The sequence below is a fragment of the Actinoplanes sp. TBRC 11911 genome, from assembly GCF_012933445.1.
In the GTDB taxonomy this organism is placed as follows: domain Bacteria; phylum Actinomycetota; class Actinomycetes; order Mycobacteriales; family Micromonosporaceae; genus Actinoplanes.
This window is the reverse complement of record NZ_JABBNC010000058.1, coordinates 1-14,722: the sequence shown is the minus strand read 5'-3', so window position 1 is coordinate 14,722 and position 14,722 is coordinate 1. Positions and strand designations below refer to the sequence as shown.

Below are 14,722 nucleotides of genomic sequence, written 5' to 3'. Positions count from 1 at the left end.
ACCATGTGGGCGGACACCGACGACCTCGCGAAGCCGTTGGAGGAATTCGCGGCACTGCACGGCCGGACCCTGCGGTCGTCGAGCACGAAGCCGATCGACCTCTCGTACCCCAATCCGCGAGCCGGCCGCGACGACCGAGCTTTCACGCAGCTGCGGGAGCTGGTCCGCGACCTCGACCAGGACGACCTCCAGTACACGCCCTTCGGCGGCGGCACTCTCGTCCGCCGCCGCGTCGCCGAGGCGATGAACCGGCGCTACGCACTCCGCTTACGGCATCGCGACGTCGTGCTCACGCCCGGCGCCACCGCCGCGCTGAGCGTCACGTTCGCGGCGCTGTTCCGGCCCGGCGACGAGATCCTGGTCGTCACGCCCTGCTGGATGGACTATCCGTTGTACCTGCGCCGGTCCGGGCTCACCATGGTCGAGGTCCCGAGCGGCCCGGGCAAGCGACTCGATCTCGACGGGCTGCGGGCGGCCTGCGGGCCGCGCACCGCGGGCGTCGTCATCAGCCAGCCGGCCTGCCCGACGGGTGTCCTGCACAGCGCCGCCGAGATCCGTGGTCTCGCCGACGTACTCCACGAATGCGAGCGCCGGTTCGGCCGGGCGCTCACCCTGGTGAGCGACGAGGCGCACCGCGACGTGATCTGGGACGGCCGGCCGGTAAGCCTGCCGATGCAGGTCCATCCCGGCACGGTCAGCGTGTATTCGTACGGCAAAGCCTGGTCCCTGCAGGGCCAGCGGGTCGGCTACCTCGCCCTCGGGCCGGGCTTGGACGATCGGGCGACGGACATCGAGCGGGCGATGCGCTCGACCGGATTCGCCGCGCCGACCGCACTCATGCAGCATCTGGTCATGCGGATCGCCGATTGGGAACCGCAGCACGAATCTCTCGGCGACGATCAGCGGTGGATCAGGGCCCGGCTCAGCGACGCCGGCTACGACGTCGTCCCCGCTCAGGGCACGGCCTTCGTCTACGTCCGCTGCCCCGAGGGCGTCGACGACACCGAGTTCGTCCGCCGCCTGGCCGGGCTGGGGGTGCTGGCGATGCCGTCGTCGCTGTTTCACGAGCCGGGCTACTTCCGGCTTGCCCTGAACACCACGAGGCCGCAACTCGTGGTGGCGGCCCAGCGTCTCGACCAAGCACTGAACCGGTGAAGGAGGAACCATGCCCCAGGATGTCGGCGCGGTCGTCGAGAAGTTCGTGCGCTCCGCCGGTCAGGTCTCCGACGACGACCCGCATTTCGATCGCCGCGTGGACCTGATCGAGATGGGTTATCTCGACTCGGTCGGCGTCGTCGAACTGCTCGCCTACGTCGCCGCCGAATTCGGTCTGGGCATCGATGAAGAGACGTGGGCGATGATGGACCCGCTCAGCATCGATCAGGTGGCCGCGACCATCAGGGCGGGCCGCGATGCGACTTAGTCTCTTCTATTTCGCGGACGACACGACCGCCACCGAGCCCGGATATCGGTTGCTGCTCGAAGGCGCCCGGCTGGCCGACCGGGCCGGGCTGGAGGCGGTGTGGACTCCGGAGCGGCACTTCCACGGATTCGGTGGCGGATATCCCAATCCGTCGGTCACCGGGGCGGCGGTGGCGGCCGTGACCGAACGGATCGGGATCCGGGCGGGCAGCGTCGCGGCGCCACTGCACCATCTCGTCCGGCTCGCCGAGGAGTGGGCCGTCGTCGACAACCTATCCCGGGGGCGGGCCGGCATATCATTGGCGCCCGGCGGTTCCCCCGCCGACTTCGTGCTCAATCCGCAGGCGTACGGGGAAAGAAAGCGAATCGCACTCGACACGGTGGAGCAGTTGCGCCGATTGTGGCGTGGCGAACCCTACCGGACCGACGTGATGGAGCCCGCCGGCTCGTACCAGGTTCTGCCCCGCCCGGCCGGCGAGATCCCGCTCTGGCTCACCACCACCGGCGACCCCAGCGTGTTCCGGGCTGCGGGTGTCTCCGCGACCGGGGTGCTCACCCACCTCATGCGGCAGCGATTGCCGCAGCTGAAGGAGCAGGTGAAGATCTATCGCGAGCAACTCGCGGCGGGCGGCTCGACCTGGCACGGGCACGTCACGCTCATGGTTCACACGTACGTCGACGAAACCGCGGAACTCGCCGTCGCCCGGGCCCGGCCATCGCTGACGAGATATCTGATGTCCGCCATGGACTTCCTGCGGCCGGAGGGCGCCGGAAGTCCGACCCGCGAGGCGGCCACCCGGCTGGCGGTGCGCTCGGCCGCCGACCGTTACCTCGGCCCGGACGGTCTCGTGGGTTCGGTGGACAGCCTGCTGCCGGCGCTCGACCGTTTCCACGACGCCGGGGTCGACGAGCTCGCCTGCCTGATCGACTTCGGTCTGGAGCCGGACGCCGTGCTGGAGTGCGTGACCCGGCTCGGTCAGCTGAACACCCGGTGGGAGCGGCGCGATTTCAAAACCCTTGGTCGATGAGTTTCGCGGCCTCGCCCGGCCCGTCCTCGGTGCGCAGCCGGGCGCCGAGCCGAGCCGATCGCCGCCGCGCCTCATCGGAGAGCAGCGGCGCGATCGCGGCGGTCAACCGCGCGGCGCTCAAATCGGCGAACGGGAACGTATTTCCCACGCCGAGACGGGCGACCGTGGCGCCCCAGAAGGGCATGTCCCAGGTGACCGCGCAAACGACCGTCGGGGTGCCGGCTCGCAGTGACGCGGCGGTGGTGCCCGCGCCGCCATGGTGCACAGCCACACGGCAGTGCCGGAGAACCTCGTCATGGTTGACGTCGTCGACGAAGTACATCTGGTCGTCGGCGGTGGACTCCATAGTGTTCCACCCGGCCGACACCAGAGCGCGAACGCCGAGAGCGGCGCAGGTGTCGCGGATCATTCGTACGGTGCCCGGCACGTCCAGCACGGGGGCGCTGCCGAGACCGAAGAAGACGGGTACTTCGCCGGCGTCGAGCCACGTCGCCAGGCCCCCGTCCAGTTTCTGGTCGGCGAGCATGTCGCGCTGTTCCTGGGCGAGCCTGAGGTAACCCACCAACGGAAGCCGGCTGCTCCAGCCGGACAACTCGGGCAGGACGAAACGGCTGTAGGCCTGAATCTCCAGTGCGCCCATGCGGGCCAGCCTTTTCCCGGCCGGTTGGGAAACCGGGGCCAGGCCGATTTTTCGCCGAAGCAGATTGGACTGGGAGCCGAGGGAACGCCACCGCGCCTGCTCGAATATCACGTGCGTCAGCCAATTCAGCGAGCGCGGCAGCCGGTGTTGCGGAGCGTACGGCGAAGGAAGAACGGTGGTCCGCCGGAAAGGAAAATAGCTCAGGCCGATGAAGGGGACACGCAGCCATTCGGCGAGACTCACCGCTTCGTCCTCGAGAAGCATCGAACACATGATCATGTCGGCACCGGTCGCGATATCGATCATGTCGGCGTGGAGCGTGTCAGCGATCTCGCGGCTCCGGCCGGCCATGCGTGCCAGGAACTGCCAGTCCTTGCCCGCGGCCAGAAGACGCCGTCCTTCCGTCGAATAGAGAAATTCCCGGGCGTTCACGCGGAGCGGCCGGGCGTCGACACCGACGTTGCGCCCGAGAGCCACTAAGTCCTCCGCGACACCGACGGCAACCTGATGTCCGCGCCGCTGCAACGCGTAGGCTAGGGCGAAGGCTGGCTCGGCGTCACCCCGGGTGCCGAGCGCGAACAGGCAAACCCGCATTGCTGACCCTCCATCGGGAACGCTTCCTCCACCTCGAACGTCCGGCGCGTGGGCGTGTTCACTCATGTGACGGTCGTTGCCGTACTGGTGATCGTTCGCCCCTTGCTCAGCCGGCGGTCGCTTGTGGGCGGCATTCCGGCATTCATCGACCGATAGCTTTCCGGTCATGGACGACAGCCCGCTGCTTGCCGTCGCCCACCGGGCCGGCAACAACATCGCTGACCTCCGCGCCGCGCTGGCGGCCGGGGTCGACCTCGTGGAAGCCGACATCCACCTCTACCGCGGTGCGCTGGAGGTCCGGCACCGCAAAGCCATCGGACCGCACCTCTATTGGGAATTGTGGCTCGAACTCCACCGCCGCCGCGACCTGATCGTGCCGGAACTGCACGAAGTGCTCGCGGTGGCCGCCGGCGACCCGCGCCTGATGCTCGACCTCAAGGGCCCGTCGCTGACCGTGGCGCCGCGGGTCGCCGAGGAGCTCCGGGCCCACGCCCCCGGCGTGCCGCTGGCGGTCTGCACCAGGCGGTGGACCATGCTGGACTCCTTCACCGACGACGCCCACATCGGCCGGGTCCTGTCGGCCGGCGACGGGTTCCAGCTCGCCCGGCTGCGCGCCCGGCTACGGCGCGAACGCGTGTACGGCGTGTCGATCCGGCTGGGCCTGCTCACCGCTCCGATCGTGGCCGAGCTGCGCCGCGCCACCGACCTGATCCTGGCCTGGCCGGTAGACACCGAGGCGGCTCTGGCGCGCGCCCGCAAGGTCGGTGTCACCGGCGTGATCAGCAAGAACCTGCCGATGCTGAGCCGGATCGTGGAGCGGCGCGATCGGCGCCCGGCGTTGGAGTTCCCAGACGGCGCGGCGCTGGCGGGTTGACCGACGCCCGAGGTCACTCCTCTCGCGGCGAATTCTTGCCGGTCAGCGCCATCGCCCTCTTGGTCAGGCGAGGCGTCACGCCGACGGTGGTCCAGGCTTGTTCGACAGATTCGGCGGCGCGGCCTCCCGCGCCGTTGTCGTTGCCGGCCACCGCGACAGTGACGCCGGCAAAGGTGGCGAAGCTGCACGTCGGCGGCAGTACGCCGGAGGTCAGTGCCCGGTACCAAATCATGCCGGCCTGCTCCCAGGCCGCACCGCCGAGGCTGGTAGACAGTAGATAGAAGGCGTGATTGGGGATTCCGGAGTTGATATGAACCCCGCCATTGTCCTCGCTTGTGCGCACATAGTCGGCCATCCGCGAGACCTGTGGATCCCGGCCTAACAAATCGTTGTCGAAAGCCGTTCCCGGTGCCTTCAGGGAGCGCAACGGCATAGCCGACTTCCTCGGGTTGACCAGGCCCGCGCCGATGAGCCAGTCGGCCGCGTCGGCGGTCTGGGCGAGCGCGTACTGCTTCACGAGACTTCCGATGACGTCGGCGCAGGATTCCACGAGCGAGCCGGCCTGCCCCTCGAACCTCAGCCCGGTCCGGCCGAGGAGCAGGTGGGAAAGCTCGTGAGCGATGATCTCCACGTGCGCCGAGAATCGCCCGAAGGCGACGTCGTCGCCGTCGCCGACGAAAAGGCGTTGACCGTCCCAGAACACGTTGTTGTACCTTTCGCCGAAGTGAACGACCGCCTCGGCAGTTCCGCCGGCGTCCTCGGTCAGGTCCCGCTGCCACACTTCGCGGTAGAAGTGCGCCGTCTGGGTCATCGCGGCGAAGGTTTCCTCCACCGTCACGTCCGGACTGGGCGGCCCTTTCTCCGTGCGTACGAGATGCGAAAGGGACGGCGGTAGCTTGCTGCTGCCCCGCGCGTCGTAGATCCTGATGGCGGCACTGACCGGAGACGTGCGGGTTTCGACCCTGGCCTCGGCGACGCGGACGTCACGCGCTGGCAGCTGGCCCGTGCCGATCTGCATGTCGACGATCTGGGACAGCAGGGAAGCCGGAACGTCCTGAAGCGGTGGAGTGGCCGGCGCCTGCGCGGCAGTTTCGAGGGTGAGGCGGTCGACGACCGCATCCAATTGCCGGGTCGGGATCATCGCGGCCTCGCCGACCGAGCGCAGCGCCTCGTCCAGCCAGCGAACGTTCACGCCCAGCAGACGATGGGCGTCCTGCTCGTCCAGGGCCTCCTCCCGGGCGATATACGCCACCGCCTCCAGCGCCGCATAGCCTCTGCTCACTGCCTGGAACAGATTGGTGCGACGGGTGCGTGCCAGGACCTCACTGTTCGCGTCCCAGGCCTTCCGGCTCGTCGCGACCGAAGGCCAGACACCCGTCGCGCGGAAGAAAGCAACGATGGCGGAGTTGCTCTCGAGCTCTGCGAACACCAGTCGGGCGGCGGTCCGCCGCGACGTCCGGGTGCGCAACATCGCCCCGACACCGGTGGCGGCAGCACCTCCGATGACACCGATCAGAGCGATCGCTATCGCGCTGACATCCATGTCACCCCCAGGGCGCGATGGACCGGGTTCTCCTGAGGCAGCGAGAACTACGACGTAAGGCGGGAATCGAGCCTGGCCGCGCGCGGGGCTAGATCGCAACCTCCATGTCCAGAAGGCGACTGCCATCGTCTTGCCGGCAAGGAACGCCTCAGACTCCCGCCTTGGTGGCTGCCGCGATCAGGTTCTCGGCGGCCAGGCGTAGGCCCTCGATCTGGTCCAGCTCCGTGTCCTCATGTTCGATGTTGACGGCCATATCGGGGTCGACGCGGTGCAGGGCCTGCAGGAACGGGACCCAGAACTCGTCGCCGTGGCCCCGGCCGACGGCCACGAACTGCCACGACGGATTCTCCGGCCACTGGTTCAGCGTGTTGTTGCCGCCCAGGTTCAGCGGGTTACGGTCGGCGGGCGTGCGGGTGAAGCGGTCGTCGAGCACACCGAACAGGCGGACGTTGTCGGCGTTGATGCGGGTGTCCTTGGCGGCGGCGTGGAAGACCAGGTCGCCCAGATAGTCGACCACCGCGACCGGGTCCATGCCCTGCCAGAACAGGTGGCTCGGGTCCAGCTCGGCGCCGACGTGGGTGGCGTTCGTCTGCTCGACCAGGCGGCGCAGGGTGGCGGGGTTGAAGACGAGGTTGTGCGGGTGCATCTCGATGCAGACCTTGACGTCGGCCGCCGCCGCGCGGGACTGGATGTCGCGCCAGAACGGGATGGCCACCTCGTTCCACTGATGGTCCAGAATGTCCAGATACTGACTGTCCCACGGGTTGACCACCCAGTTGGCGACGCGGGCGTCGCGCTCGCCGCCGGGCAGGCCCGACATCGTGACGACCCGCTTGACCCCGAGGGCGGCGGCCAGCTCGATCGTGCGGCGCAGGTCCTCGGCGTGTTTGGGGCCGACCAGCGGGTCGGGGTTGAGTGGGTTGCCGTTGACGTTCAGGCCGGTCAGCGTGATGCCGGCCTGGGTGTAGCGGCCGAGATAATCCTCTCGCGCGCCGGCGCTGGCGAGGATGTCGTCGATCGGGATGTGCGGGGCGGCGATGAATCCGCCGGTGTTGATCTCGGCACTGGTGAGGCCGAGCTCGCCGAGGATCTTCAGGGTCTCGTCGAGGGAACGGTCGTGCAGGCAGGCGGTGTAGGCGCCGAGCTTCATGAAATGACTCCTCAGAGTTGGACAGGCTTGTCGGTGGCGGCCACGACCGCCTGGAGGACGCGCAGGTTGTGCAGGCCGTGGGCCATGTCGGGGCAGGGCGGCAGCTTCTCGATGCCGGCGATCTGGTCGAGCAGGGCGCGCGCCTGGTAGACGAAGAAGTCGTTCTGGCCGTGGCCCACGGTCGGGAAGTCCATCGGCAGGCCGTGCGCCAGATAGGGGTGCCACGGGCCGAGGAACACCGTGCGGGCACCGTTGACCTCGGTGGCCGGCCCGGCGTCGATGATGTGGAACTCGGCCGGTCGCGTCAGGTCGAACGAGGCCGTGCCGTTCTCGCAGAACAGGTCGAACCGGAGCGTGTTGGCGTGGCCGAACGCGACCCGGGAGAGCGAGAAAGTGCCCACGGCCCCATTCCCGTACGACGTGGTGAAGGTGCAGACGTCCTCGTTTTCCACCGGGACGCGCTCGTCGCTGACCCGCACCCCGCCGGCGTGCCCGACCGCGACGCCTAGTGGCTTGGGGCGGTCGGTCACCAGGGTGGCCATGGTCGTGCCCTGCACGCCGGTCGTCGGGCCGCAGAAGAACTCGGCGAGGTCGGCCATGTGGCTGCCGATGTCGGCCAGCACGCCCGTGCCGGGCCCGCCCAGATAGCGCCAGCTCATCGGGCGCTGCGGGTCGAAGCCGTAGTCGCACCAGTAGTTGCCGACGAAGTGGCGCACCGGGCCGAGCCGCTGCTCGACCTGCTGTTTGATGGCGTTGATCGCGGGGGAGCGGCGGAACGTGAAGCCGACCGCGTCGACCTGTGCGGGCGCGGCGGCCGCCGCCTCCACCATCGCCTGGGCGTCGTGCACGCTGGGGGCCAGCGGTTTCTCGCAGAGGACGTGCTTGCCGCCGGCGAGCGCGGCCTCGACGATCTCGCGGTGCAGGCTGTTGGCCACCGCGACGACGACCACGTCGACGTCGGCGGAGTCGATGACGGCGTGCCAGTCGGTCTCGGCGCGCTCGTAGCCGTAGCGGCGGGCGGCGTCGTCGGCGAAGGGCTGATGCAGGTCGGCGATGGCGACCAGCCGGGGTGCCGGCTGGTCGAGGTCGAAGACGGTGGCGGCGTTGCGGAACGCGTTGGCGTGTGCCCGGCCGACCATGCCGGCACCGATGACCGCGACACCGGGAGAGGGATGACTAGTCATGGGGAACCTCGCTTTTAAAGCGCTTTAATTCCCTGTACTATCGATGTCGATCACGATGTGTGTCAAGGGCCGAGCAGGGAGTGATTAAGTGGATCAGCGGCCTCGCTTGGAGGATGTCGCCGCCCGCGTCGGCGTCTCCACCGCGTCCGTCTCGCTGGTGCTGCGCGGCGCGCCGGGCCCGAGCGCGGAGACCCGGCGCAAGGTGCTGGCCGCGGCCGGCGAGCTGGGCTATCGCGCCGACCGGGCGGCCAGCCTGCTCGCGCGACGGCGGCGACATCAGCTGGGCGTGCTGCTCGACGTGCGTAACCCGTTCCACGCCGAGCTGGTGGAGGAGATCCACACCGAGGCCGACCGCGCCGGCTACGAGGTGGTGCTGTCCACCCTGACCCGCGACCGTGACGAGCGGCGCGCGGTCGAGACGCTGCTCGACTTCCGCTGCGAGGCGCTGATCCTGCTCGGCCCCGACTCCCCGGCGTCGTTCCTGGGCAAATTGGCCGCGCAGATCCCGTGCGTCTCGATCGGCCGCATGGTGCGCGACGCCGCGGTCGACGTGGTCCGCTCGGCCGACGACGTCGGCGTGGGCGCGGCCCTCGGCCACCTGATCAGTCTCGGACACGCCCGCATCGCGTTCGTCGACGGCGGGCCGGGCGCGGTGGCCGCCGCCCGGCGCCGGGGCTATCGCCGGGCGATGCGGCGGGCCGGCTTCACCGCCCAGGTCGTGCCCGGCGATCACACCGAGGAGGGCGGCGTGCGAGCCGGCCGGACGCTGGCCGCGGAACCGGACCGTCCGACCGCCGTGATGTGCTCCAACGACCGGCTCGCCGTCGGCGTGATGGATGCCTTCCTGCGCGCGGGCGTCCAGGTCCCCGGTGACGTGTCCGTGGTCGGCTACGACGACAGCAGCCTGGCCCGGCTCGCCCACATCGACCTGACCTCGGTCAACCAGGACGCGCCGGCCCAGGCGCGCAACGCGGTGCAGGCGGCGGTCTCTCGCCTGGACGAGGGCCGCACCCTGCGGAGTGAGATCGTGCTCGTCCCGAGGCTCACCGTCCGCGGGAGCACGGGGCCGCGAGAGTAGGAGGACACGCCGCCTAACTGAACGCGAAGGTGCGGGAGCGGCACCGGGCCTCAGTGCCGTCGGGCCGGGCGCCGGCGGAACAGCGCCGGCACGTTGAGCAGGAGGCCGGCCGCGGCCACGCCGGCCACCAGGTTCACGCCGGGATGGAACTGGGTGAACGTGCTGCCCGCCGTGGCGATCAAGCCGGTGACCACGGCCAGCACCAGCGCGGCGCCGACCTGGCCGCTGGACTGCACCAGGCCCGACGCCAAGCCTTGTTCGTGGCTCGCGATGCCCTCGGTGGCCTGCGCGATGACCGCGCTGTAGCCGAATCCGAACCCGAAGCCGAGCAGGATCATGGACGGCAGCAGGTGCGACGCGTACGCCGGTCGGTCGCCGCCGGTCAGCACCCAGACGTAGCCGGCGGTATAGGACGCGAGCGCCAGGACGATCATCGGCGTGGTGCCGAACGCGGTGATCAGCCGGCCGGTGAGCGGGGCACTCAGCGCCACGATCAAGCCGACCGGCAGCAGGGCGAACGCCACCCGCAGCGGCGTCCAGCGCAGATCGTCCTGCAGGTAGAGGGTCATCATGAATTGGAAGCTGAAGTACGAGCCGAGCATCGCGACGAGGCTCAGATTGGCGCGCACGAGCGTGCCGCTGCGCAGGATGCCCAGGCGGACCAGCGGTTGCCGCACCCCGGACTCGACGGCGGCGAACCCGGCGAGCAGGGCGGCGGCGATCACGAACAGGCTGACGGTCAGCGGGTCGAGCCAGCCGCGGTCGGGTGCGGCCACCACGGCGTACACGGCAAGCAGGGTGCCGGCGACCAGCGTGACGGCACCGCCCAGATCATGCCCGCCGTGATGCGCGCGGCCGTCCTTGGCGATCAGCAGGCTGCCGGCGATCAGCGCGGTCAGCGCGATCGGCACCGGAACCAGGAAGTTCCAGCGCCAGCCGAGGCTGGTCAGCAGGCCGCCGATGATCAGGCCGGACGAGTAACCGCTGGCTCCGAAGACCGAGAAGATCGACAGTGCCCGGTTGCGCGCCCGGCCCTCCGGGAACGTGGTGGTCAGGATGGACAGCGCGGCCGGTGCGGTGAACGCGGCCGCGAGCCCCTTGACGAACCGGGTCGCGATCAGCAGGCCGCCGTCGTCGACCAGCCCGCCGAGCAGTGACGCGACCGTGAAGACGCCGAGCGCGACCAGGAAGACCTTGCGCCGGCCGAGCAGATCCGCGGTGCGGCCGCCGAGCAGCAGCAGACCGCCGTAGCCCAGGACGTATCCGTTGACGATCCATTGCAGCGACGTGGTCGACATGTGCAGCGCGGTACCGATCGACGGCAACGCCACGCCGACCATCGAAATGTCGAGGCCGTCCAGGAAAAGGACGACGCAGAGCACCGCGAGAATTCCCCGGAGCCGTGCATTCCAGCGCAGTTCCAGCCCGGCGGATTTTATTTCAGTTTGGGTCACGCGAGAAAAGGTAAGACGCGAAAATCCGATGTCCAAGCGATTGAGGCGCACGAGACAGCCAATACCGCATAGACGCATATGCGCAGTAATAAGCACGCTCGAATAGGCCCGCCACCGAACGTGTGGGGGCCGGCCGCACGTCGTGGCGTACGGGGTCAATGCGGTGATGATGTGGTCTGCACCGGAGGCGCGGCCGGGTCGCTGAACGACGTGACCGGAGACGGCGACGACGAACGGTTCGGAAGGAAAATCGCCGCCAGGATTCCGCCACCCACCATCAGGGCCGCGCACAATAACATCGCATCGCGATACACCGGATGCAGTTGCGCCGCGTCGGTGAGATTACCGGCGCCCAGCCCGGCCGCCAGCGGTAGGACCGCGACCGCAAGCAGACTAGCGGCCCGCGCCACGGCGTTGTTCACCCCGGAGGCAATTCCCGCGTACGCGTCCGGGAGTGAGCTGAGCGAGATGGCGGTCAACGGCGCGACCAAAACCGCCAGGCCCAATCCGAAAATAGTCACGGCCGGAAGAATGGTGGTCGCGTAATGGGCGTCCGGGCCGATTCTCGCCATCATCACCAATGCGACCGCGCAGATCAGCGGACCGGCGGTGGCCGGGATGCGCGGGCCGATCCGCCGGCCGATCGCGCCCGAGCGTGCCGACAGCGCCAGCATGATGATCGTGACGGGTAGCAGAGCGAGGCCGGCGGTCAGCGGGCTGAACCCGGCCACCACCTGGAGGTTGAGCACCACCAGGAAGAAGACGCCGCCGTTCGCCGCGTACACCAGAAAGGTGACCAGATTGGCGCCGGTGAACGCGCGGATACGGAAGAGACCGAGCGGCAGCATCGGATGCGCCGAGCGGCGCTCGTTGACAAGGAAAGCCGCCATGCCGAGCACACCGACCGCAAGGGCGGCGACCACCAGCGGGTCGCCCGGCCCGCTCGCCGTCCATGCCGTGAAGCCGTAGGTGAGCCCGGCCAGCCCGATCGCGCCGGTCACCACGCCCATCGCATCGATGTGCCGCGCGGCCTGCGGGTTGCGTGACTCCGGGACGTGCCGGGCGGTCACCCACAGCACCGCGGCGGCGAGCGGCACGTTGAGCAGGAAGATGTACCGCCAGCTCGCGGTCTCGACGATCCAGCCGCCGAGGAACGGTCCGAGCGCGCCGCCGATGCCGCCGAGGCCGGACCACGCGCCGATCGCGCGGGACCGGTCCTCGAGCGTGAACGAGGCCTCCAGAATGGCCAGCGCCCCGGGCGTGAGCAGCGCGCCGCCGATGCCCTCGAGGACCCGGGCGCCGACCAGGAACTCGACGTTCGGGGCGAGGCCACAGAGCAGCGAGGCCACCGCGAACCAGGCCGTGCCGACCAGGTAGATCCGTTTACGGCCGAAACGGTCGCCGAGCGAGCCGCCCAGCAGAATCAGGGCGGCGAGGCTCAGGGCGTACCCGTTGATCGTCCATTCCAGACCGTTCGATCCGGCGCCGAGGTCTCGGCCGATCATCGGCAGCGCGATGGTGACCACGGTGGAGTCGATATAGGCCAGGCTGGATCCCAGCACCGTGGCGAACAACAGCCAGCGCCCGGCTGCGGAACGGTAGCGGACCCCGGTCACGCCTCCTCCTTCCGTGCTCATTCGTGCGGGTGTTGGAGGCGGACTCAGGATGCGAGGTGGAGAAGGATCCGATCCGCGGCGCGTTCGGCATCGGTGGGGATTCCATAAAGGACGCCGGAGGCGCGGTGGGTCTGCCAGGGAAAGCCGACGACATGCACCCCCGGCCAGGCCGTCGAGCCGTGCTGGTGCTGCGGAAAGCCGGACGGCTCGAGCAGGTCGTCGGGCAGCCAGAGCGTGTCCGGCCGCATGCCGGTGCACCACACGACCGTCGAGACGCCGGCTTGCGCCGCGTCGATCTCGACCGGTGCGTCGGGCGGCACGTCGAGGGGACGCTCGGCGGGGTCGGCGTCCGGCGGCAGCAGCGGATCTGGCGAGTTCTGGAGGTATTCGTCGACGTGTGACCGGAATCGAGCCGCGAACGCGTCCGCGACGTCCATGTTCTTCGCGAGGTCGTCGGCGAAAAGGAAGCGCCCGCCGTCGGTGCCGCTCAGCCGCCCGAGCAGAACGATGCCGTCGCGGGCCAGCTGTTGCAGGGCGGACGTGCGGCCGCCGTGCGTTCCGCTCACCGCGGCCTGCGGGGCCCGCCTGATCTCGTCGGGCACCTGCTCGGAGGGCTGGTCGAGATCGCCGAGATCGCGCAGCCAGCGGTAGAAGTCGCGCCCCCGGTAGCGGCGCGGCATCCGCCCGACGGCGCTCGTGGACAGGTAGACCTCGCGCCCCGCGCCGCGCAGCTCGTCGGCGATCTGGGTGCCGCTCTGTCCGCTGCCCACCACGAGTACGGCGCCGTCGGCCAGCTGATCCGGCCGGCGGTAGTCGATCGCGTGAAGTGCGGTGACACCCGGCGGCACCGGGTGGTCCGGGATCCATGGGCGCCGGAACGCGCCGCTCGCCACCACGACCGCGCGGGCGTGCCAATCACCCTCGGACGTGGACAGGTGGTAGCCGGCGCCGTCCTGGCGGAGCCGGAAGACCTCGACGCCGGCCCGCACCGGGGCCTTGATCGACCGCGCGTACGAGTCGAGCAACCCCACCACGGCGTCGCGCGACAGGTACGAGTCCGGTTCGAGCCCCGAGACGTCCAAGCCCGGAAGCCTGATCGACCACGCGGGATTGACCAGCGCGAAGTCGTCCCACCGCTCGAACCGCCAGGTGGCGCCGACGACGTCGCGTTCCAGCACGACGTGCCGGATGCCCTGCAACGACAGATGCCAGCTCGTCGCCAGCCCCGCCGGTCCGGCGCCGACAACAACGACGTCCGTTCGATTATCGCCTTGCTCAGATTGCCCATTGGTCACTGGACGATCCTTCCTGACAGAGCGTCAGTCAGTTGTCTGACGACGTGTCAGTGTGGCCCCCGAAGGCGTGTCTCCGCGCTGTGATGTGCCGCACGAGCAGGCAAAATATTTCTGGCACGCCTTTGTCATTTGTGTCTGACACGCTGTGGTGAGATTGTCTGACGTGGTGTCAGCAACGGGCGTCGAAGGAGGCTGACACCCTGTCAGGACACCGCCCGTAGAATCGCGGGGTGCCCGCCAACGCTCCTCGCTCGCTCACGCCCGTCGCCCGGCGCGCCGCCACCGAGGCTGCGGTGCTGGCCGCCGCCGAACGTCTGCTGGCCGGCGGCGCCTCGTTCACCGAGCTGGGCATCGGGCAGATCGCGGCCGAGGCCGGCATCGCGCGGCCGACGTTCTACCTCTATTTCGCGGACAAGACACAGCTGATGCTGCGTCTTGTCGAGACGTTGGGTGGTGCGTTGGATCGCAGCGCCACCACGATCGAGCTGGACGAGCTGATCCGGGCGTACCGGGCCGGGCTCGCCTTCTTCCGCGAACGCCGGCACGTGATCGCCGCCGTGCTCGAGGTCGCCGGCTACGACCCGGCCGTCCGGGAGGCGTGGAATGCGATCATGCAACGGTTCGTGCAACGTGAGGTGGACTTGTTGCGGGCCGAGCAGGACGCCGGCCGCACCCCGGCCGACCTGGACGTGGAAACCGCCGCCGAGATCATCAACTGGGGTGGTGCCCAGGTGATCGTGCGGCAGGTGACCATGCGCGGCCCGGAACGCGACGACATCGTGGCGCGGGAGCTGGCCGAGCATCGGTACTACGGCGCCTACCGCCGGCCGGGGAGCTGACCCGG

The 14,722-nt window shown here is 69.4% G+C and carries 13 protein-coding genes; 6 read left to right on the top strand and 7 right to left on the bottom strand.

Going from position 1 to position 14,722, the window contains the following annotated elements; genetic code table 11:
- Nucleotides 1-3 precede the first annotated feature (3 nt).
- The 3 genes from HH310_RS42005 to HH310_RS41995 are packed head-to-tail and all read left to right on the top strand — an operon-like array spanning nucleotide 4 to nucleotide 2,450.
- Nucleotides 4-1,155, top strand: coding sequence for an aminotransferase class I/II-fold pyridoxal phosphate-dependent enzyme (locus tag HH310_RS42005; RefSeq protein WP_169181362.1), 1,152 nt, complete (start codon nucleotides 4-6; stop codon nucleotides 1,153-1,155).
- 10 nt (nucleotides 1,156-1,165) lie between these two features.
- Nucleotides 1,166-1,423, top strand: a complete 258-nt coding sequence (locus tag HH310_RS42000) for a hypothetical protein (protein ID WP_169181361.1) — start codon at nucleotides 1,166-1,168, stop codon at nucleotides 1,421-1,423.
- The gene (locus HH310_RS41995; RefSeq protein ID WP_169181360.1) at nucleotides 1,413-2,450 is read left to right on the top strand and encodes a MupA/Atu3671 family FMN-dependent luciferase-like monooxygenase; all 1,038 of its coding nucleotides are present in this window, start codon (nucleotides 1,413-1,415) and stop codon (nucleotides 2,448-2,450) included. The genes HH310_RS42000 and HH310_RS41995 overlap by 11 nt, the downstream gene beginning before the upstream one ends.
- Here the strand turns inward: HH310_RS41995 and HH310_RS41990 are convergent.
- The gene (locus tag HH310_RS41990; protein ID WP_169181359.1) at nucleotides 2,431-3,852 is read right to left on the bottom strand and encodes a glycosyltransferase; all 1,422 of its coding nucleotides are present in this window, start codon (nucleotides 3,850-3,852) and stop codon (nucleotides 2,431-2,433) included. The genes HH310_RS41995 and HH310_RS41990 overlap by 20 nt on opposite strands.
- On the opposite strand from HH310_RS41990, the gene HH310_RS41985 reads away from it, so the two are divergent.
- Nucleotides 3,851-4,558 (top strand): glycerophosphodiester phosphodiesterase, encoded by a 708-nt coding sequence (locus HH310_RS41985; RefSeq protein WP_248294949.1) that lies wholly within the window; start codon nucleotides 3,851-3,853, stop codon nucleotides 4,556-4,558. The genes HH310_RS41990 and HH310_RS41985 overlap by 2 nt on opposite strands.
- Nucleotides 4,559-4,571: 13 nt before the next feature.
- Here the strand turns inward: HH310_RS41985 and HH310_RS41980 are convergent, their stop codons facing one another.
- The 3 genes from HH310_RS41980 to HH310_RS41970 form a co-directional block, all read right to left on the bottom strand.
- Complete coding sequence (locus HH310_RS41980) at nucleotides 4,572-6,101, bottom strand: M4 family metallopeptidase (protein WP_169181358.1); 1,530 nt, start codon at nucleotides 6,099-6,101, stop codon at nucleotides 4,572-4,574.
- Nucleotides 6,102-6,249: 148 nt separating this feature from the next.
- Nucleotides 6,250-7,251 carry a sugar phosphate isomerase/epimerase gene (locus HH310_RS41975; protein WP_169181357.1) on the bottom strand — a complete coding sequence of 334 codons (1,002 nt, stop codon included), beginning with the start codon at nucleotides 7,249-7,251 and terminating at the stop codon, nucleotides 6,250-6,252.
- An 11-nt stretch (nucleotides 7,252-7,262) separates the two neighbouring features.
- On the bottom strand, nucleotides 7,263-8,435 hold the full coding sequence (locus HH310_RS41970) for a Gfo/Idh/MocA family protein (RefSeq protein WP_169181356.1): 1,173 nt from the start codon (nucleotides 8,433-8,435) through the stop codon (nucleotides 7,263-7,265).
- 88 nt (nucleotides 8,436-8,523) lie between these two features.
- Between HH310_RS41970 and HH310_RS41965 the strand changes: the two genes are divergently transcribed.
- Nucleotides 8,524-9,513 (top strand): LacI family DNA-binding transcriptional regulator, encoded by a 990-nt coding sequence (locus tag HH310_RS41965; protein WP_169181355.1) that lies wholly within the window; start codon nucleotides 8,524-8,526, stop codon nucleotides 9,511-9,513.
- 50 nt (nucleotides 9,514-9,563) lie between these two features.
- Here HH310_RS41965 and HH310_RS41960 read toward each other — a convergent pair whose 3' ends face one another.
- The 3 genes from HH310_RS41960 to HH310_RS41950 form a co-directional block, all read right to left on the bottom strand.
- A complete protein-coding gene (locus HH310_RS41960) occupies nucleotides 9,564-10,967 on the bottom strand; it encodes an MFS transporter (protein ID WP_312034667.1) in 1,404 nt (467 codons plus the stop codon).
- A 155-nt stretch (nucleotides 10,968-11,122) separates the two neighbouring features.
- Entirely contained in the window at nucleotides 11,123-12,583 is a 1,461-nt protein-coding gene (locus tag HH310_RS41955; RefSeq protein WP_312034666.1) for a DHA2 family efflux MFS transporter permease subunit, read from the bottom strand.
- Nucleotides 12,584-12,627: 44 nt separating this feature from the next.
- Nucleotides 12,628-13,878 carry an NAD(P)/FAD-dependent oxidoreductase gene (locus tag HH310_RS41950; protein ID WP_169181352.1) on the bottom strand — a complete coding sequence of 417 codons (1,251 nt, stop codon included), beginning with the start codon at nucleotides 13,876-13,878 and terminating at the stop codon, nucleotides 12,628-12,630.
- Nucleotides 13,879-14,108: 230 nt separating this feature from the next.
- Between HH310_RS41950 and HH310_RS41945 the strand changes: the two genes are divergently transcribed.
- The gene (locus tag HH310_RS41945; protein ID WP_169181351.1) at nucleotides 14,109-14,717 is read left to right on the top strand and encodes a TetR/AcrR family transcriptional regulator; all 609 of its coding nucleotides are present in this window, start codon (nucleotides 14,109-14,111) and stop codon (nucleotides 14,715-14,717) included.
- Nucleotides 14,718-14,722 lie beyond the last annotated feature (5 nt).